The following is a 20,000-nucleotide window of genomic DNA, read 5'->3' on the forward strand; positions in this document are numbered from 1 at the left end:
TACCATTAGTTCAGAATTATCCTGCCCAGAATTTGCATAAAAGGAATCATCCACCAGTTGAATGTGGTTATTTTCCAGGGATGATCTATCCTCTTCCTGCAGGGTATGGTATATGTCCCAGGCCAAAACCTCACAGTTTTCCTTTTTAGAAAATTCAAGGGCCAGAGTGATTCCACCGTGGGTCATATCCACTATAAGTACTTTCATTTAATTTATTCCTTAAATTATTCCTTAATTTGTTTGCTAACTGATTCCGCCCTGGATTAACTTTTCCCGAACTTTACGGTAGAAGTCTTTGGTTAGGCGCACAAAATAGGCACAGTTATCTGATTTGCGGAAGACAATTTCATCCATGTAATTGATTTCTTCCTCAAACTGACCGTCAATAACTGCCACCCCCTTTTTACCTTCCCGGAGAAGCTTAACCTTGATGATGCTCTCGTCAGAAACAACTGTAGGCCGCGCTCCCAGTTTAAAGGGACATATGGGGACTATTATAAAGGCTTTGACCTTGGGATCGATAATAGGACCTCCCGCAGACATGGAATATGCTGTTGACCCGCTGGGTGTGGCTATTATGAGTCCATCCGCACGGAGTTCTTCCATTATCTCGTCATCCACGCTGATCTGGATGTGGAGCATTTTAGCGGGTTTGCGGGTCATGAGCACTACTTCATTTAGGGCGGGGGGTAGTTCCCGGTTGTGCCATACCCTGAGCTGGTTTCTTCTTTCTACAAAATAGTTACCCGCCAGAACTTCTTCAATTGCGGTAAATGCGTTTTCAGGATCTATTTCTGTTAAAAACCCCACTGTTCCCATGTTTATTCCTATTAAGGGAATTTTTTTGTGGCTGATGAAACTTTGAGTACGGAGGATGGTTCCATCTCCTCCAATGGCCACCACCATATCCACCTCCATATCCTCCAGATCACACTGCCGGTCCTGGTACTGGGTAAGTTCCCGGGCCAGGGGGGTGTCCAACACAATATCCACATTTTTTTCCAGTAAAAAGTCAGCAATAGCCAGAGCAAGTGTAACTGCTCCGGGAACATCACTGCGAGCAACCAACCCCATGATCAATTAAATCCCCTCCCATATTTTCATTATTTCATCATGAATCTCCGTATTACAGGCAGCTATTAGGGAAGTTTTCTCCAGTACGTTTAATTTACCGTTAAGGGTGTTCCCATGGGAGTCTGTCACCACCCCGCCACTTTCTTCTACTATGAGCTTGGCGGCAGCAACATCCACCACCCGGAGGTTATCCCTAACATCCACAAAGGCTTCATAGGTTCCATTGGCCACGTAGGAGATTTCTATGGCCACGGCCCCCAGGATTCTCATTCTTCGGACACTTTTACATAGCACCTCGATCTTGGACATGTCCATTCTGTAAACATATGCACCCATGGATATGCTGGATAAATCCTGTTTAGCAGAGGGACTCACCTTTTCACCATTTAAAAAGGCACCTTCACCCTTGGAGGCCTTGTAGATATCATCTGTAGCGTAATTTTTAACCACTCCCATCTGGATGTCTTCAATGGTCAGTGAACCATTACTTCCAGGAGTTATAGGTGCCACGGCCACGGAAATTCCGTAGGCAGGTATCTGTTTCACCGCGTTACTGGTCCCATCCAGGGGGTCTACTACCAGTATGGCCTCAGGGGACCCTTCACCAATGTTCACTTCCCCAATTTCTTCGCTTATGAGTGTTAATGGCCTATCTACTCTATTTAAAACTTCCATTACCTTGTTCTCCGCCACCAGATCAATGTGAGTGGTAGGTGTTCCATCCGCCCCCATTTTCACTATTTCCCCACCCTCAGGGGATCCTATAAGAGGGGATATGGCCCTTTGAGATTCCTCAATTAAATCCTGGCATACTCTATCCCAAAATTCCTGATCTTCTCTCTTCATAGTATCCTCCTCCTATAAAACCTTGATTTCAATTATTCAATCCATTGGTTTATTAATGGCCCTTTTACCAGCGCTTGGTAGCCAGTTGATAGGTAGTGGTGGTTATTTCAAGCCATTTCCATGTAATTATAATTATGTTATTCCAGGTATACCACCGCAGCCAGAGCCACTCCCTGGCTTTTTACTTTATGACTTTCCTGGGCTATGATAATTTCCCTGATGTCCAGATCCCTCACCTGCATCATGTACTTTACCATGGCTTCTGCTTCCTCCTTGAGGGTTTCTGGGTCCTGGTTAACCCCGGAGTGTTCCACCACGCATCCAAATTCATCGGAGGTGGCCACAGCCACTACTGCAGTTAATAGATCACCGGGCTGGTCCGAATGAATACAGGACAGAACACAGTTCACCATTTTACCCTCTTCAATGTGGGGTAGTTCTACAATCTCTGTGTCTCGGGGTAGTATACTGGATACTGGTATGAGGTTCACGTCACCGATCCCTGCGTCTAAAAGTGCGTTGTCAAAGGCGTTTAGTCTGGTGGGTCCTTCTGATTTTCCGGATGTTATTGAAACTTTCATGGTATCACTTGTAATTCACTTAAAAATTTAAATAGGGAAAAAAATATAGGCATTTCTATATCAGCGAGTGGTATCTATAAATATATTTATACCCTGCAACTAGAGTTATTAGAAAGCAGAGTTTATATTAATCATTATAGATTCTATTTCTAGGTTCTAAAAAAATTATTGATCCCCCGCTGGGATCTAAGATTTATACGTATATTACGGAGGTAAATAGCATGTCGACTAAGGTAGTGGAAGTTAAAACGCTTAAAGTAGGTAAATATGTGGTACTGGATGGTGAAGCATCTAAGATTGTGAATATTCAGACTTCATCCCCTGGAAAACACGGGGCAGCAAAGGCCCGAGTAGATGCCATAGGGGTTTTTGATAACCAGAAAAGAAACCTGGTAAAACCAGTGGATGCCAAGATAGAAGTCCCTATAATAGATAAAAGAACCGCCCAGGTACTGGCTTTAATGGGTAGCGATGTCCAGCTCATGGATCTGGAAACCTACGAAACCTTTGAAGTCCCTATACCCGATGACCTGCGTGACAAGCTGGTCGAAGGTGCAGAAGTAGGTTACATCGTGGCCATGGGCAACAAGAAACTCATGAGGATAAAAGGATAAATAAATAAATCCCAAGGATTGAAGAGGTTAATCAGAACTTTAGGGGCTGAAAAACTAATCAAAACTTCTCAAGGAACTGATAATAACCCGAAATCTTGGATTTATACCTAAATAAAAACTATTTTTAAGATTTATGAGGATTGGATAAATGTATCTGTACACAGAAAATCCTCTTAAATTTGCTTTTTCACGTGAAGAGGATGATTACTCCTCTTCTTTAACTGATAAACCCCTTTTTGGCATACTGGGAGTGCCCTTTGATAGCACTACCACCTACCAGCCAGGGGCACGTTACGGGCCTCTTTTTGTAAGGGAAGCTTCCTACAACTTTGAAGGATACAATCTATTTTTGGATAAAGGTCTACCGAAAGGTGTGCAGGACATTGGAAACCTGGAGTCTGTTCCTGGAAACTTCCAGAAAACCTGTTCAAACCTAGAATCAGTAATATCATCCCTTTTAGAGGATGGAATTACCCCTATAACCATCGGTGGGGAACACAGCATAAGTTATGGAGTTTTAAAGGCTTATGATGACCTGCAGGATGTTACCATCCTCCATTTCGATGCCCACATGGATCTGAGGGATGATTATATGGGAGAAAAGTTTTCCCACGCCACAGTTATGCACCGGATACAGGATCTGAAACCCCGACACATAATCCAGATGGGAATACGTTCTGCCTCCCCTGAAGAGAGGCAATTTGCCCAGGATAAGGAGATAGATTATTACACACCCCGGGATATAAAAGAAAACCGGGAAAAGATGGAAAAAATCATCAGCCAGATAGAAGGTCCTATCTACGTTACGGTGGATATAGATGTTCTGGACCCGGCTTATGCCCCCAGTGTGGGAACCCCTGCACCGGGTGGACTGAAGCCCAGTGATCTGGAGAGGCTCATCTTCTCCCTGGAGGGAAAGGAAGTTGTGGGGCTGGATATGGTCGAGGTTTCCGCAAACTCCGTTGGAGATAGCACCTCAATCAATGCCGCTAAAACAATTTTAGATTTCTTATTCCTGCAATAAATCATAACATAATCATTTAATCACTTTGTTAGTTAATTTCTTCCTGATCTCGTCTTTTTCCAGATATTATATAAATATTTATAGATATCCCCCCAAATATTTAGAAATGTTAAAATTACAATAAGGATCACTGGTAAAAAATCGTGCTTCCAGGGATATTCCACCAATGATTGAAATAATAAGAATGATCCTTGGGTTTAGATGAAAATAGGAGGATTGTAAATGTACAACCGAGAAGTTAAGCTTACTGGACATATTATCGACTCACTCACCCTTCCCCGGGCCCTGGATCTCATCATGGACATGGGTGGTGACTTTCAAATACTGGAATTCCAGGTGGGTAAACGAAAAAAGGACACCAGTCTGGCCCGGATCAAAGTTTCTGCCGATAGCGAATCACTTTTAGGCGAAATTTTAGATGAGTTAGCCGAAATAGGGGCTATGGTGGTGGAGATCCGTGAAGTTAAACTGGAAGCTGCCACCAAGGATAAAACCCTGCCTGCTGATTTTTATTCCACTACCAACCATCCCACCTATATTCGCTTCCAGAAGGAGTGGATACCTGTGGAAAATATTGAAATGGATTGTATGATTGTGGTGGATCCGGAAATACCTAAAGCCATCATCAAACCCATTGGTCAAATCAAAAAAGGAGACCTGGTGGTGGTTGGCCGTGAAGGAATTAAGGTCATGGCCCCCCAGAGGCCCAGGGGTAAGAAGGGAGTGTTTGAATTCATGGGAAGTGGTGCTTCCTCGGAAAAACCATTACAAACCCTCATTAAAAGTATTGCTCAAGAAGTACGGGAAGTGAAAAGCCGTGGGGGTAAGATCGCCGTGGTTGGTGGACCAGCCATTATCCACACTGGCTCTGGCCCGGTGCTGGCTCGTATGATCAAGGAAGGCCTGGTGGACGTGGTCTTTGCCGGTAATGCCCTGGCCACCCATGATATTGAGAGTGCACTATACGGAACATCACTGGGGATATGTGTGAAGAGTGGGGAAGCTGTGGCCCGGGGCCACCGTCACCACATTTACGCCATTAACCAGATAAACCAGGCCGGCTCCATACAGGAAGCCGTGGAGAAGGGTGTGCTTAAAAAGGGAGTTATGTACGAATGCGTTACCAATGATGTTCCCTTTGTACTGGCTGGATCCATAAGGGATGATGGACCTCTCCCCGATGTTATAACTGATGTTATTGAGGCCCAGGATGAGATGAGGAAGTATGTGCAAGGTGTGGATATGGTGATCATGATTGCCACCATGCTTCACTCCATAGCCGTGGGTAACATCCTCCCCTCCCAGGTTAAGAGTATCTGTGTGGATATAAACCCGGCAACAGTTACCAAACTAAGTGACCGTGGCAGTGCCCAGGTACTTGGTATTGTTACCGATGTAGGGGCTTTCTTACCCATGCTTTATCATGAAATCAACCACGTATCAGGAGATTAGATAACGAAAACTGTTATCTACTCCCATTTGGGGGGATTAATTTTTTTTATCAAGCTGTTCCCGGTGGGAATTAATTCCCATAATTAAATTATTTCAGTAATTGAATATTACCACTTAAATCAGTCCAGAGGGATTTTATGCTTAAAGGAAATCTTGTAAACCTTTTTACCGAGGAAATCTACCCGGCCGAGGTGGAAATTCAGGAGGGGAAGATAAAGTGTGTCCGGGAAGTTAAGGAGGAGTTGGATAACTACATTCTCCCGGGGTTCATCGATTCCCACATCCATATTGAAAGTTCCATGCTCACTCCCTCCCGTTTTGCCCAGATGGTGGTACCCCACGGAACCACGGCAGTGGTGGCTGACCCCCATGAAATTGCCAATGTCCAGGGGCTGGCCGGGGTCAACTACATGATCCAGGACGCGGCTAATGTCCCTTTACGATTCTTCTTCACCGCACCATCCTGCGTACCCGCCACTCCTTTTGAAACCTCTGGAGCGGTTTTAGGTCCTGAAGAGATTGATAATCTCCTCCAGAGGGATGATGTGGTGGCACTGGGGGAGATGATGAACTTCCCGGGAGTTATAGGGGGAGACCCGGTTGTTCTGGAGAAGATCCGCCTGGCCCATGAACATTCCAAACCAGTTGATGGGCATGCACCTCTGCTTTCAGGGGATGATCTCTGCAGCTACGTAGCTCGTGGCATATCCACTGAACATGAGTGCAGTCTCCGGGAAGAAGCACTGGAAAAAAAGAGGCTGGGTATGAGGATAATGGTCCGGGAAGGATCATCAGCCCAGAACCTGGAAGAACTGTGGACTGTGGGTGGTGATTTCCTGGTGTCTGATGACCGCCACCCCCAGGATCTACTGGAGGGACATCTGGATCAGACCCTTAAAAAGGCATTAGAGCTGGGTATGGACCCCCTGAAGGCCATTCAAATGGTCACCGTGAACCCTGCATCCCATTACCACCTGGATGCAGGTTCCGTAACCCCCGGTAAAAGTGCGGATCTGGTGGTGGTGGATGATCTGGAAAAATTCAACGTTAGAAAAGTTATGATAAGGGGAGAACTGGTTGCCCGGGAAGGTAAAGCCCTCTTCAATGTCCAGCCCTTAACTGGAGAAAATACCTTCCAGTTGAAGACCATGATGCCCTCTGATTTTGAGATACAATCCACGGGAAATGGTGAAAACACGGTGAGGGTTATTGAGGTGATGGAAGGTCAGCTTCTCACTGAAAAATCCCAGGCCACACTGGAGTCTGTAGATGGCATCCTGCAAGGAGATATTGAACAGGATGTGCTCCCAATTGCAGTGGTGGAACGATACGGGAATAATAATATTTCCAATGCCTTTGTGAAGGGTTTTGGTTTAAAAAATGGGGCAATAGCATCCAGTGTTGCCCATGACTCCCACAACATAATCGTGGTTGGTACCAATACCAGGGATATGGCAGTTGCGGTGAACACCCTTAAAAAGAACCGGGGAGGACTGGTTGCCGTGGGGGAGGGTGCTGTGCATTCCCTAAAACTCCCCATTGCTGGCCTCATGAGCACCCGGAGTGCAGAGGAAGTAGCTACCCAGTTGAACCAGTTACAGGAATTTACTAAGTATATGGGCTGTAAACTGTCTTCTCCCTTTATGACCCTGTCCTTTATGGCACTCCTGGTCATTCCTAAACTCAAGATCAGTGATCAGGGCTTATTTGATGGGGAAAGTTTCCAGTTTGTGGATGTTATAAAGTGAATTCTGTGAATTTTTATAATTTCCCAGTTATGGGATAAAAATAATCAGTACCAAAATACGGATTAATACTGAAATATAGGCACACAGAACTATTATGGGAAGAATGGTGTTTGAAATGGATGTTATACCCCTGGCCTTTGAAAGTATGGGCGTGCGCTCCATGGCCACCTTCGTTGAAACGGATCAGAGGATACTCATTGATCCCGGGACTTCTATTGCCCCCAAAAGGTTTGGATTTCCGCCGTGGAAGGATGAATTCGATGCCCTGCACGAAACCCGTGCCAGGGTGCAGGAGTACGCTGCAAAGGCAGACATCCTGACTATAAGCCATTATCATCATGACCATTTCACTCCCTTCAGTTTAGGGCGGTATCTGGACTCATCTCCCCGCTACGCTGAGGAGATGTACCAGGACAAGAAGCTGTTCATAAAGCACCCCACCGAAAAGATTAATAAAAGCCAACAAAGCCGGGCTCGACTTTTTTTAAAGAATTTAAAGCGTTTGGGAACCAGGGATATTCACTATGCCGATGGTAATTCATTCCAGGTAGGAGACACCCTGTTTAAATTTTCTGATCCCCTCCCCCACGGTGGTGAGGGCAGCAGTCTGGGCTTTGTCATAACCACTACCATTGAATGGGCCGGGAAAAAGCTTATGCATGCCTCTGATGTGCAGGGCCCCATTTATGAAGGTGCTAAACAACTTATACTGGATGAAAAACCAGATACTCTAATTTTAAGTGGCCCTCCTATTTATCTGGAGGGTTTTGCCCTGGAAAAAAGGGATATAGTGCGTGCTCAGAAAAATTTGATAAAAATATGCCAGGAAATCCCTCGGGTGGTGGTTGATCATCATCTTTTAAGGGATCTGCGCTGTTTTGATTTTATAAAAGAGATTAGGGAAGAATCAACAGGTGAAATCATGGTGGCATCGGAACTTCTAGGTAAAGAGCCGTATTTACTGGAAGCAAGGCGAAAAGAGTTTTATTTTTAGTTTTATTAATAATTAAATCAAAGAAGGCGGATTTAAGGATTTTAATCTCTTAAATATTCTAAAATCTTCTTCATAGCTTTTTTATGGTCCTTGGAACCTACTTTGTTCACCACCCGTGAGGTTTCACCCAGTTTCTCCAGATATTCTTTCCTTTCTTCTTCAGAAACGATGTCTATCCTGCTGAGGTATACAAGGGCCTCGATTATTCCGTAAATAGCACGGTTCAAAGGATTGACATGTTCCTGGTTTTTAACCAGTTCCCCTACCCGGCCAGTTACCACATTAATGGTGGAAGTTCCCAGGTGATCCTGGCGTTGAACCAGCTTTTCACGGGTGACCTGAACTGTAAAAAAGGCTTCTGCCCCTTTGATAGAGAAAAAATCCAGGTATGGCTCGAACTTTGTGGTTTCCAGGTTTCCAATGGTTGATTCCACGAAGACCATGGGATCCCGCAGTATGTTCACACCGAAACTCTTCTCACGCCTAACATTATCAAAGGTTTGTGATCCCTCGTGGAGGTAAACCACCACTTCACGGGCATCTTTACAGATAACACCTATAGGTGCAGCGTTTGAAGTTCCATCCGGGTTTCGGGTGGTGACAATGGTCTCATACAGAAGACCACGTTCCATACCCAAAGAATACAGGTCCAACATGGTTTCACCCTAGTTTTTAAACCAGCTATTTTTTAAAAAACAATTCCCAATGAAGTCATTCCGGCTGATTTATTCTTTTTTATAAATCTCCCCAGTTAAAATACCGTTGATTATACAGTCAAAATCGATTTTAGCATCCCAACCTGCGTTTTCGAACATGTTCATGTAACACAGGCCCAGGACCTTTCCACCGGGTAGCAATATGTCGTCAAGCATCTTCTGCACATCAGCCACATCAACCTCGTACTGAGGCATGGAAAGTCCACCCAGAAGGGCCACCACACTGCTGCGGGGATCTGCTTCTTCTGTAAACTGCATGCCCAGTGATGTACGTTCTATTTTACGGGCAGAATCCAGATCAGTTTTAGGTACAAATACTGATTCTTTATCCCTGATTACATAGGCAAAGAGTTCGGCAAAGGGACTACAAACACCGGGAATTCCGGCAAAAGTAACTTTGTCTGCGTGTTCTACTTCTTTTTTGAAAGCCATCAGGTTTCCATTTAATCCTCTGAACTTTTCTGTTTCCATCATTAAATCACCATAATCTAAAAACAATATGTGGAATCTTAAAAAATTAATAAAAAGCTTAAAGTAGGGGAATTCTAAAACAAAACGAACACCCAAGAGGAATGTTCATTAAATCTTAGGATCCCTTTAAAAATATATATATGATATAGGCTATCACCAGTATAATTATAACCGGAAGTAACCATATGAATACATAGAAGAAAACCACTGCCAGCACTAAGGCCACCAGTATGAGTAAAATGTCTCGAAGTTCCATATTCTTCTATATTACCATTTTAACATAAAAATATTTTCATATTGAATTAACGGCCGGGTAATTACTTATTACCAATTATACAGTTTTTTTCGAGATTAAGATAGGAATAAAGATATATTTAATACACAGTAAATGATTTTTAAAGACGAATAAGGGGATAATGGAAATGATATTAGTGATTAACAATCATGGACAGTACAATCACCGGATACACCGCACTCTGCACTACCTGAAGATTCCATCGGAACTGGTGCCCAACACCACCACCCTGGAAGAGATTGAAGCTAAAGAACCATTGGGCCTGATTCTGGGAGGTGGACCCTCAGTGGAGAGGTCCGGTAACAGTACACAATACATTAAAGAACTGGATTATCCTGTTCTGGGTATTTGTCTCGGTCATCAGGTTATGGCCCAGGCCTACGGTGGAGAGATAGGCTCGGCAGGATCGGAAAGTTACGCCCAGATACAGATTGACATACTGGATGAAGATGACATCTTTAAAGGTCTGGGACCCCAAATGGAGGTCTGGGCTTCCCATAAGGATGAAGTATGCAAGCTTCCACCAGAATTCAATCTCCTGGCTTCCTCATCCATCTGCCAGATTGAAGCCATGAAACACCAAGATAAACCATTGTATGGCATACAATTCCACCCGGAAGTGTACCACACCCCAGAAGGGCCTAAGGTATTTGAGAACTTCTACAAAGTCTGTAAAGAGTACTCCCAGGAATAACATCAAATTCTAATTTTTTTAAATAAATTTAACCGGGATTAATACTTTTTTTAACTAACTAATTTAACCGGTAATAATAGTAATTTCCATCCTGTATCCGGGGATAATTTGCCAGTATTTCTGCCCATTGTGGGGAGGGAGGGCCAATGAACATAATGACCACGTGATAACCCGAGAGCCCCTGGGTGTAATTTCCAATTTCATCCAGTGATTTAATTTTATACACTCTTTTCATGGAATAGGAGAGTTGCTGGGGTGGATTGATGGGGATTTCAAAATTTGGAGAAAATACAAGGTCTGAATACTGGGTATTTTTCTGGATTGATGTTCCCAACACCGCGTAATCCGAATTACCTAGGGGGAATAATTCCCGATAGTGGGGGTGCTCGTTAGCCAGATAAAAACTGGCAGAAGCGGTACCCACCAGGAAAATCACCAGGAGAATTAAATCAAGTTTCAGGAGTTTATTCACGTTCATTTTTCCTAACAATCTCCCTTTAAAGGTTAGAGAAATTTTTAGGTGATTTTTAATAATGTGATTTTTAACCAGAAGGTACCAGGAAACTGGTGCCAGTACAAAGGGTATGGTGGCTAAAGGCACTGATAATTTAAGTACGGAGAAATCATGGAGCAGAGTATGGTTTTTAAAGAGAATTAACTGTAAAATACTGGGCAAAAATAGCATGGCCATGAGGGCAGCTATTTTTTTAATTCTGAAATCTGTATTCTGGGTAATGAATCTCTCCCTTAAAACATATAAAAAAAGGAAAGTCATGGTAATTAAGGAAAAACACAGAGCATAAAATCCTATTTCTCCGTATCCTGATGTAATATACTGATAGAATGAAATTAACCCATTGTTAACTGTAGCCGAACTATCAGATGAGATTCCGACTCTGAATAATACCTTGCTGAGCACGGTGCCCGTTAAACCCCATGAGTAAACCTGGATGACGAAGAATGCAAGAGCAATGAAGGGAACTATCCAGAACTTAAGGTTGTCCTTCAGGGAATGGGCAAGGTTTTCCCGGCTGAAACAGATTTTACCCTCAAGAATACGCTTAAGATACACAGTTAGGGCAATTAAAACAAATAACCAATCGGTTAAAAATCCATAGAATAGGATGAGGTTCTGGGTTACTCCTAAAAATCGGGAATATTTCCCGTTATAGCTATCTTGGATTATTTCCAGTAGAATGTACGCAACAAATGGTAAAATAACGGCCTGATCAGCAAAGAATACATTTTGATGCCAGTATAACGGTCCAGGGAGTAATAATTCCATAAATATGGGCACAGTGGCAAAAAGGAAAGAATTCACTGGATCAATTTTTATCTGTCTTAGGAAAATGAAGATAAGAATTGACAGGAAAAAGGCGATTAAAAAGTGGTTTAGAAGATTATAGTCCATTAATAATGCGGCATCTGGTTCGGTGGCGGTTAATTCACCGATGACGTACAGAGGTATGATACATCCCGGCAGATAGTTGACGTAGGGTTGTCTGCTGAGGGTGTCCGGAAATTCTATAGATGATGGATTTTCCAGCAGGGTAAATCCCAAGTTAAGGGGGCCATCACGGTACCAGTTCTTGGCGAACTTAAGGGTACTTCCACTCAGCCACTGGTGGTGGCCAGAGGAAAGTTCACCATGCCAGGGTTCCCTGATATCCACGGTGTACTGGAAGACCAGGAGGTTAATGCTGAATAAAAGAAAAACAAAAATTATCGCCAGGATCTGTTCTCCCTTCCCATCTTCAAGTGTCATAACTATCAAACTTACGGGTGTAAAGATGGCAATTTCCATCTACCCCATTAACTTATATGGGATTTATTATTTTTACAGTTCATGCCTACCACCAGTACTTTAAAAAAATAAATGAAATAGAATTTTAAAAGATCAAGGTTAGTTGTTTAACTTCAAAGTTCAAAATGATATTAAATATCCCGAACACATATACATAAAACACGAAAATGAGATAGGAAATAATCACTATCTAAGAAAATAATCACTATCTAAATATACTGGAGACTGCAATTATTGGAATTGTAATTGTAGTTTAATGAACTTCATTAGTAAGGAAAGACATTATTTATAAGTTTAAGGTGAAAAAATGTTAGATCCGTCTTCTTTCATTAAAGAATCTATAGAGGAAATTAAAAAAACTATCAAAGATGAAAAGGCAATAATCGCCCTTTCCGGTGGTGTGGACAGCTCAGTAGCATCTGTTCTGGTTTCAAAGGCCATTGGAGAGAATTTAACCGCCGTTTTTGTAGATCATGGATTATTACGGGAAGGTGAAGCAGATTACGTTCAAAATACTTTTCATGACCGGTTAAACCTCAAATATATCGATGCCAGTGAAGAATTTTTGGGTAAACTCCAGGGAGTGAAGGATCCTGAAGAAAAGAGGAAGATCATTGGGGAAGTTTTCATCCGGGTCTTTGAAAGGGAAGCAGAGAAGGTGGGTGCCAAGTTCCTGGTACAGGGAACCATAGCCCCAGACTGGATCGAGAGTGAGGGAAATATCAAGTCCCATCACAATGTTGCCCTGCCCCACGGAATGGTACTGGAACTTGTGGAACCAATAAGAGAACTCTACAAAGATGAAGTGAGGATTGTGGGGGCGGAAATAGGTTTACCCACCGAAATGGTTAACCGACAACCCTACCCTGGTCCGGGACTGGCCGTGCGTGTCGCCGGGGAATTAACTAAGGACAAAATCAGGATATGCCGCCAGGCCAATGCCATAGTAGAAGAAGAAGTACAGAAAGAAGGCCTGGATAAGACCCTGTGGCAGTATTTTGCAGTTTTAACCAACACTAAAGTTACCGGGGTTAAGGGAGATATCCGGGATTACGGATACCTGGTAGTTTTGCGAATGGTTGAATCTCTGGATGCCATGACTGCAGATGTTCCGGAACTTCCCTGGAATATGGTGAAAACAATCTCACGGAGGATCACAGCCGAAATCTCAGAAGTAACCCACGTATCCCTTTCAGTGAGTGATAAACCTCCAAGCACCATTGAATTAGCTTAATTATCCATATAAAAACTTATTTTGACCCAATAAAACCCCTTTTGATTTTTCAGGGTTCTTTTTATTATTTTTATCCATACCGGGACCAACGCCCAGATAAGTTTATAAGTTAAGATACCAAACATTTGATCGGAAGTATGCTTCCGTATTCCTTAGGTGATGTTATGGAAACCAAAAAAATTTTAGTGTTAGGAGACTCAGATGCGGGTAAAAGGACCGCCCTGAAACATATCTGCAATAATCTGGTAGAAACTGAGGCTGCAAGTTATGGAAAAAGTATTATAAACCATAAAAAGCTCCAAATATTCAGTCCATCCAGTGCAGGGAGATTCCGTTTCATGAAAGACATCTTATCTAAAAATATGGACGGAGCTATTATAATTATTGACAATACCCAGGGAGTTACCTCCAGCTGTGAAGAGATGATAGATTTTGTGGAAGATAAGGGTGTTCCTTATCTCATATTTGCCAACAAACAAGATTTAAACAACAGTCCCCTGTACATCAATTATCCTGACATTTATATACTGCCCACTGAGGCAATATCCGGTAAAGGGGTTTTAGAGGGTTTAAACAGGTTGTTAAAGCTGATGGAAAGTGAACCAGTTAAGATCCCTACCATTAGCTACTGAAAATAAGGAATTACTTTGATTTTTCCTTTGTTTAATCCCCATATTGATAAACGAGGACTAAATCAATTAAAACATCATAATATTAGAAATAGCGTTAGAAACTTACCTATTTTCGTGTAATTATCATCAGGTAAGGTGACTTAAATTGGAAAATGAATCCGCAATAAATGGGAGAAAAATTGTTATTTTGAGTAATTACAATTCTAACAAAGCACATTCTGGAAATTTGATGGAATATTTCAAGGATATAACTTTTCAGGATAGTGACATTGATTTATCCCTTTTTAATTATAGGAGACTCCTGATTGATGGTGGAAAAAATTATCTGTTCAACCCCCCAGACTATCCAGAATTCATGTCCCTAAAACAAGTTTTATCTAGAGATGTGGACGGAGTTATCCTTTTCATAGAAACCAGCATTGGTATTTTTGAAACAGATCTGGAAATAATTGACTTAATTGCAGGGGAAGACATACCTCACGTTTTATTCGCCAACCGGGATGATTTTAGCAAATTTGAAATGGACACCCACGTGGAAGGTGTTTTGATTATTCCCACCATTGCCCCGGATGGAATCGGGATAAATGACGGCCTTAAAATGTTGTTGAAATTAATTGACAATCATGAAAAGGAATACGATCCAAGCGAAAACAACCAAACACCAAAAAACAACCAAACACCAGAAAATAACGATACACCAGAAACCCCACCCACACCGGAAACAGAATTCTGCAAATTAAGATTCTTTTTTCATCCCGTTGAACTGGACAATGTTAAAGAGTCCCTGGCAAAATTCGGATTCTCTAACCTGACCCTCATCGATATCAAGTATCAAAAATACCAGGAAGAAAAGACTGAAACTTACCGGGGCAGTAGTTATGAGCTCCAGTTACCTCCCAAAATAGAGATAATGATGATTACGAAAAAAGAGGAAATTGAATATGTGATTAAGGCCCTTGAATCCGTTAAAACAGAGGACATAAGTGAAAAATTATTCATATCACCGGTAGAGGATATCATAAGGATCAGGACAACTGAAAAAGGAGAAAATGCAATTGACTAAATAGATAGGGGTTAACAGACTTTAATAACCGACTTATAATCCATTACAATCTAAAATTCATGATAGGATTATTTATCGAATTGATTTATTTCTGATTTTATTTTATTCCTGCTTATTTTTTTATTAACTTATTTTAAGACCATATTTTTCTTATTCATGGGTTTAAATACGAGCCCAAGATAAACTATTCTTGTTGTGATCTTTGAATTTTTTACCCGGCCATGTTTTTGAATGAATAATTATAATATTCAGTGTCCATAAAATTATTATAGATTTTTATTAATTCATGCCTGGAATGACCACCATGAATGATGAAGAAAAATCTGAAAAACAATTGGTTACTGAAATAAAAAAACATAGAAAACTTTATTCTGAATTAGAAGGCCATATGGCTGATTTTAATTTGATGAAACCTGAAAATAAACCCTTTCAGGATGCATTGAAATTTTTATCCCCCCTGTTAGTGGAACTGCTGAGCCTGACCACCGTGGAGGATATTTATGATTTTGTCCGGGAAAAACTTCAGGAACTGGTAAAAGATGCATACATTATTATTTCTACTTACGATGAACAATCTGAAAGTTTAAAAGTCCTGGATATGATCGGAATCACCCCTAGAATGTTAGAACTGGCCACAACATTAATCGGAGTCAAAACAAAGGATTTTAACCTTCCCCAAGATACTCTGGATGAAAAATCCAAAAATTTCATGTCCAGCGGTAAATTAAAGCAGTTAGATGAGGGTCTTTACTACATCAGTGGGGGAAGACTATCTCGTGAAAAATACAAACTGATTGAAGAGGCCTTTGGTGTTGATAAAACTTATGTGATGGGATTTTCATTTAAAGGGCAGCTTTTTGGTAGTGTGATTATAGTTACCAAAAAAGGGGGTAAACCCCTGAACATCAGCACGGTGGAAACCATACTTAACATATTTTCCGCGGTTTTACAGAATAAAATTGCCGAAAAAGAAGTTAAAAAAAGGGAAAAACTGTTAAGTCTGGTCACCGACAATATGCTGAACGTAGTAGGGCAAATTGACGCTGGAGGAACTTTCCAGTATATCAGCCCTTCCATAAAAACTGTTCTGGGTTATGAACCCCGGGAAATCCTGGGTGAAAGTGTATTTAAACTCATCAACTTAACCCATCCCCAGGATCAAATCAAGGTCAGTTCCACCTTCATGGAATCCACGGTCTCTTATCTACCGGGAGGAGTTCAGCACCGATTCAAACATGCCGATGGACATTATTTGTGGGTTGAATCCTTAGGAAACCCTTTATTTGATGAAAGAGGCCAGTATCAAGGAGTGGTGTTCAGTATGACCAATATAGACTCGGTGAAGGTTGCTGAAGAGAATTTGAGAACATCACTACAAGAGAAAGAACTTCTTCTGCGTGAACTGCACCACCGGGTTAAAAATAACATGCAAATCATATCCAGCCTTCTTAGCCTGCAGAGTCAACATATTAAAGATGATAGGGACCTTAAAATTTTTGAAAGCAGTCAAAACCGGGTTAAAACCATGGCCCTAATTCATGAAGAGATTTACAGTTCCCAGAATTTTACACACATCAATCTGCACGATTATCTCCGCAACATTACCAAGGAACTATTAACCTTCCACATAGGAGATCCCCGCAGGGTGAAACTTACGTTTAATGTGGAGGATGTTAAAATGGAAATGGAAACTGCCATCCCATTGGGGCTTCTGGTTAACGAAATTGTGGCTAATTCAGTTGTCCATGCCTTCCCTAACAACCGGAAAGGAGAGATAAAAGTCGCACTACAACGGGAAGGTGATGAGTTCACCCTACGAATAAGTGACGATGGTGTGGGAATCCCGGATAATGTTGAATTTGAAAAGGCAGAAACTCTAGGATTTCAACTCATAAAAAACTTGGCCAAACAATTAGATGGCCAGTTGGAGTTACAAAAGGATAATGGAACCATTTTCACCCTTAAGTTCAAGGAATTGGATTATAAAAAAAGGTTTTAAATTAAACTGCCCATTTAGATAGTACCTTAATTTTACATTAGATCATTGCCTATTAACTTAACCCACAGGAAGGTGTTACACTGGATAATGAAATGGATTCTCATCAGGAAAGATACTGGGATGGTGTTGCCGAGGAGAAAGAATTTCCCACCCCCTTTTTATTGAAGGAGTTTAAAAGGCACACTCCCTTTGAAAGGAGTATATTGGATGTGGGCTGTGGTTACGGTAGAACTTTAGAAAAACTCCATAAAAATGGTTTTAATAATTTAACTGGAGTGGATTTCTCGGGAAAAATGATAAAAAGAGGTTTAAAGTTGCACCCCTACCTGAACCTCCTTAAGAATGAGGGGGATGACCTGCCCTTTTCCGATAAATCTTTTGATGCTGCACTCCTCATTGGAGTCTTGACCAGTAACATCCACAGCCAGAAACAGGAAAACATAATTTCAGAGATTACCCGAGTTTTAAAGGATAAAGGTATACTGTACATCAGTGATTTTCTCTTGAACCATGACGAGAGAAACCTGCAGCGTTATAGGAAATATGAAAATAAATATGGAATCTATGGAATTTTTGAACTTCCGGAAGGGGCAGTTTTAAGACACCATACTTTGGAACACATTTTAAAACTAACTGAAAATTATAACAATCTATACCGGGAAAAAACCGTTTTTAAGACCATGAATGGTCATGAATCCAATGGGTTTTATTATATTGGTCAAAAAAATCCTTGAAGACGACACATTATGGTGCGAATCCCAATAGTTTCAAGGCGTTTTCTGCGGCGACCCTTACTTCCGGTTGTTCATTATTTATGAAACTTCCAACCCGTTCCCTGACTTGAGGGGTGGTAATCCTGATCTGACCTAAACTTCGCAGGGTTTCCCATATAATGGGAGGAGGATAGTCACTTTCCAGTATTTCCAGCAGAGGATCAACTGCTTTCTTACTTTTTGTAAAGCCACTTAAAGCCCGGATGATCTTCCACAAAGTTACCCCGTCACTACCATCATAGTCACGTGTTTCCCTTTCCATATGGGTGAGTAATGCATTTAAAGCTCTCCTGTCACCTGTTTTGGCGGCAATTGCACCTACTACATCAATGGCCTGTTGAACTTTAAATTCATCACTACTTTCCAGAAAATCTATTAAATATGGGGTTGCTGGTTTTCCTATCAGGACCATGGTTCTTCCCGCCATATCCCTCACCAATGGAAAACTTTTTTTCCTAAAATAATGGTCAGGGAGCATGATTTCCTGATTTTTACCAATTCCACCGAGAAGTTCTATTAAATACACTACAGAAGGTTCACCTATTTTAGATAAAGCCTCTGAAATTGCTATTCTGGAATAAAGAGATTTTTCAGTGGTCAAAGCAGAGCAAAGAGGCAGAATTCCCCTTTCATCCCCAAGATCTCCCAGTATAACCGCAGCAATAGTTCTTTGCTGGGGATCAGTTCCCTGTAACATTTCAACTAACCCTTTAAAAGGAAGATCAACATAGGGAGAGATGTCTTCTGTAGATATCTGACCTCTCTTTCTTCTATTCTTTCTCTTTTTTTCTTCAAAATTCATGTAACCATTACCTACCTCAAATTCCAGATAAAACCTGAAGGGAAGTATGTATCGGTTAGGTTAATAATTTTTAACTAAATTTATCAGGAAATTACATAAAATGCTACATGTTTTTAGAATTCAACTCCTGCTTACAATTGAAGGTAGTGCGTTAATTTACCTTCATAAAACTGGTTAAACTATGAATAAGGCCCGTATAATAGGTTTGGTAAAAATATAAATGGAATAAATAATATACAAAATAAAAGAACTCCCCCAGTAGGAGATGAGAATCATCCGGAATTGGGGCTTATTCAATTTTTTTATGATTAGTTCTCATTTGCTGGCTAAAATCTTTTTAAAATAAAGGAGATACTTAAACCCATGATGGGTAAGAAAGCTTACCTCAAAAAATTGACCTCAAAATTTCAAATACCCTCCGTGGAGGTGGGTAAAGAATTAGAGGGCAGTACACCCCCTTCAGTATTCATTGGCAGTTGGAATTATCCTAAAGTGTACGCTGGACCCATGATATCCCCAGTATCAGGAGATACCGCCATTATGGACACCCCGGAAGCCTGGATCCCTGGGTCAAAAAGCCAGGAAGATATCATCTCCTACCGTATGAGCCTGGTTCGGGGTAAGAAGCTGATTGGAATCACTGATCTGGACAACCAGATGGTGGAAAAACTCCAGGAGATCTCTCTGGCCTCTGGCTCCATTGATAGTGAAGCAGAGTTCTGGAAAAAGCCAAGAGGAGTTTCTTTCAGCGAATACCAGGCCCCCCATGGACCCAGTGCCATTTTAGAAAAATTTGATATTGATAATGTGCGCTGGGACCGGGAACTGGAAAAGGTGTACTACGATACTGATCTACGGGCTCGAGATGCCATTATGGACCTGCACAGTAAAGATGTGCCCTTCTCCCACATGCAGAAGGCCTTTTCTGTGGGTACCATGGGTGTGGATAAGCGCCGCCGCCTGGTTCCCACCCGCTGGTCCATAACTGCCTGTGATAGCACCATTGCGGACCAGCTGCTTAAAGAAGTGAAACACTTTGACCCGCTGGATGTTCACCGGGTTTACGAGTTCCAGAGCCTTCAGAACTATTATGCTGTACTCCTATTACCTTCACCCTGGCAGTACGAATGGATGGAAGCCTTTTTAAAAGTTTTAGGACAGGAAAAACTTATTTTCTCAGATTA

The 20,000-nt window shown here is 41.7% G+C and carries 21 protein-coding genes (2 of these 21 running past the window's edge); 12 read left to right on the top strand and 9 right to left on the bottom strand.

The window, feature by feature from the left end; genetic code table 11:
- The 4 genes from cfbE to CIT02_RS05145 form a co-directional block, all read right to left on the bottom strand.
- On the bottom strand, nucleotides 1-207 hold the beginning of the coding sequence (gene cfbE, locus CIT02_RS05130) for a coenzyme F430 synthase (protein WP_292614628.1). 1,176 nt of this gene lie to the left of the window's left edge; the window shows 207 of its 1,383 coding nt (coding positions 1-207); it begins with the start codon at nucleotides 205-207; its stop codon lies off the left edge, out of view.
- 36 nt (nucleotides 208-243) lie between these two features.
- Nucleotides 244-1,080: an NAD(+) kinase gene (locus CIT02_RS05135; RefSeq protein WP_048071803.1), complete on the bottom strand. Its 837-nt coding sequence runs from the start codon at nucleotides 1,078-1,080 to the stop codon at nucleotides 244-246.
- Nucleotides 1,081-1,920: a bifunctional fructose-bisphosphatase/inositol-phosphate phosphatase gene (locus CIT02_RS05140; RefSeq protein WP_292614632.1), complete on the bottom strand. Its 840-nt coding sequence runs from the start codon at nucleotides 1,918-1,920 to the stop codon at nucleotides 1,081-1,083.
- 137 nt (nucleotides 1,921-2,057) lie between these two features.
- Entirely contained in the window at nucleotides 2,058-2,501 is a 444-nt protein-coding gene (locus tag CIT02_RS05145) for a pyruvoyl-dependent arginine decarboxylase (protein WP_292614633.1), read from the bottom strand.
- A gap of 221 nt (nucleotides 2,502-2,722) precedes the next feature.
- Between CIT02_RS05145 and CIT02_RS05150 the strand changes: the two genes are divergently transcribed.
- From CIT02_RS05150 to CIT02_RS05170, 5 genes are all read left to right on the top strand, one after another.
- Nucleotides 2,723-3,115 carry a translation initiation factor IF-5A gene (locus CIT02_RS05150; RefSeq protein ID WP_292614635.1) on the top strand — a complete coding sequence of 131 codons (393 nt, stop codon included), beginning with the start codon at nucleotides 2,723-2,725 and terminating at the stop codon, nucleotides 3,113-3,115.
- 148 nt (nucleotides 3,116-3,263) lie between these two features.
- Nucleotides 3,264-4,139, top strand: a complete 876-nt coding sequence (gene speB, locus CIT02_RS05155; RefSeq protein WP_292614636.1) for an agmatinase — start codon at nucleotides 3,264-3,266, stop codon at nucleotides 4,137-4,139.
- 222 nt (nucleotides 4,140-4,361) lie between these two features.
- Nucleotides 4,362-5,591 (top strand): TIGR00300 family protein, encoded by a 1,230-nt coding sequence (locus CIT02_RS05160; RefSeq protein WP_292614638.1) that lies wholly within the window; start codon nucleotides 4,362-4,364, stop codon nucleotides 5,589-5,591.
- Nucleotides 5,592-5,728: 137 nt separating this feature from the next.
- A complete protein-coding gene (ade, locus tag CIT02_RS05165) occupies nucleotides 5,729-7,339 on the top strand; it encodes an adenine deaminase (protein WP_292614640.1) in 1,611 nt (536 codons plus the stop codon).
- 115 nt (nucleotides 7,340-7,454) lie between these two features.
- Entirely contained in the window at nucleotides 7,455-8,333 is an 879-nt protein-coding gene (locus CIT02_RS05170) for an MBL fold metallo-hydrolase (RefSeq protein WP_292614652.1), read from the top strand.
- Nucleotides 8,334-8,374: 41 nt separating this feature from the next.
- Here CIT02_RS05170 and CIT02_RS05175 read toward each other — a convergent pair whose 3' ends face one another.
- The 3 genes from CIT02_RS05175 to CIT02_RS05185 all read right to left on the bottom strand — a co-directional run bounded on the left by CIT02_RS05175 (nucleotide 8,375) and on the right by CIT02_RS05185 (nucleotide 9,776).
- Nucleotides 8,375-8,989, bottom strand: coding sequence for a DUF447 domain-containing protein (locus CIT02_RS05175; protein ID WP_292614654.1), 615 nt, complete (start codon nucleotides 8,987-8,989; stop codon nucleotides 8,375-8,377).
- 69 nt (nucleotides 8,990-9,058) lie between these two features.
- Entirely contained in the window at nucleotides 9,059-9,523 is a 465-nt protein-coding gene (locus CIT02_RS05180) for a DUF2124 domain-containing protein (protein WP_292614656.1), read from the bottom strand.
- A 112-nt stretch (nucleotides 9,524-9,635) separates the two neighbouring features.
- A complete protein-coding gene (locus tag CIT02_RS05185; RefSeq protein ID WP_004030295.1) occupies nucleotides 9,636-9,776 on the bottom strand; it encodes a hypothetical protein in 141 nt (46 codons plus the stop codon).
- Between the two features lie 166 nt (nucleotides 9,777-9,942).
- Here CIT02_RS05185 and CIT02_RS05190 point away from each other — a divergent pair, with 166 nt between their 5' ends.
- On the top strand, nucleotides 9,943-10,509 hold the full coding sequence (locus tag CIT02_RS05190) for a GMP synthase subunit A (protein WP_292614660.1): 567 nt from the start codon (nucleotides 9,943-9,945) through the stop codon (nucleotides 10,507-10,509).
- Nucleotides 10,510-10,567: 58 nt separating this feature from the next.
- Here the strand turns inward: CIT02_RS05190 and CIT02_RS05195 are convergent, their stop codons facing one another.
- Entirely contained in the window at nucleotides 10,568-12,313 is a 1,746-nt protein-coding gene (locus CIT02_RS05195) for a hypothetical protein (protein ID WP_292614662.1), read from the bottom strand.
- A gap of 307 nt (nucleotides 12,314-12,620) precedes the next feature.
- Here CIT02_RS05195 and guaA point away from each other — a divergent pair, with 307 nt between their 5' ends.
- The 5 genes from guaA (at nucleotide 12,621) to CIT02_RS05220 (ending at nucleotide 17,975) form a co-directional block, all read left to right on the top strand.
- Complete coding sequence (guaA, locus tag CIT02_RS05200) at nucleotides 12,621-13,547, top strand: glutamine-hydrolyzing GMP synthase (RefSeq protein WP_292614663.1); 927 nt, start codon at nucleotides 12,621-12,623, stop codon at nucleotides 13,545-13,547.
- Nucleotides 13,548-13,711: 164 nt separating this feature from the next.
- Nucleotides 13,712-14,179, top strand: coding sequence for a GTP-binding protein (locus CIT02_RS05205; RefSeq protein WP_292614665.1), 468 nt, complete (start codon nucleotides 13,712-13,714; stop codon nucleotides 14,177-14,179).
- Nucleotides 14,180-14,324: 145 nt separating this feature from the next.
- The gene (locus CIT02_RS05210; RefSeq protein WP_292614666.1) at nucleotides 14,325-15,242 is read left to right on the top strand and encodes a P-II family nitrogen regulator; all 918 of its coding nucleotides are present in this window, start codon (nucleotides 14,325-14,327) and stop codon (nucleotides 15,240-15,242) included.
- A 304-nt stretch (nucleotides 15,243-15,546) separates the two neighbouring features.
- A complete protein-coding gene (locus tag CIT02_RS05215; protein WP_292614668.1) occupies nucleotides 15,547-17,241 on the top strand; it encodes a histidine kinase dimerization/phosphoacceptor domain -containing protein in 1,695 nt (564 codons plus the stop codon).
- 92 nt (nucleotides 17,242-17,333) lie between these two features.
- Nucleotides 17,334-17,975 carry a bifunctional 2-polyprenyl-6-hydroxyphenol methylase/3-demethylubiquinol 3-O-methyltransferase UbiG gene (locus CIT02_RS05220; RefSeq protein WP_292614670.1) on the top strand — a complete coding sequence of 214 codons (642 nt, stop codon included), beginning with the start codon at nucleotides 17,334-17,336 and terminating at the stop codon, nucleotides 17,973-17,975.
- 10 nt (nucleotides 17,976-17,985) lie between these two features.
- Here CIT02_RS05220 and CIT02_RS05225 read toward each other — a convergent pair whose 3' ends face one another.
- Nucleotides 17,986-18,816, bottom strand: a complete 831-nt coding sequence (locus CIT02_RS05225) for a HEAT repeat domain-containing protein (RefSeq protein WP_292614672.1) — start codon at nucleotides 18,814-18,816, stop codon at nucleotides 17,986-17,988.
- Between the two features lie 363 nt (nucleotides 18,817-19,179).
- Between CIT02_RS05225 and CIT02_RS05230 the strand changes: the two genes are divergently transcribed.
- On the top strand, nucleotides 19,180-20,000 hold the 5' portion of the coding sequence (locus tag CIT02_RS05230) for an Nre family DNA repair protein (RefSeq protein ID WP_292614674.1). The gene runs 343 nt beyond the window's last position; only the first 821 of its 1,164 coding nucleotides appear in the window; the start codon lies at nucleotides 19,180-19,182; its stop codon lies beyond the right edge, outside the window.

Source organism: Methanobacterium sp. BAmetb5 (genome assembly GCF_003491305.1).
GTDB lineage: Archaea > Methanobacteriota > Methanobacteria > Methanobacteriales > Methanobacteriaceae > Methanobacterium.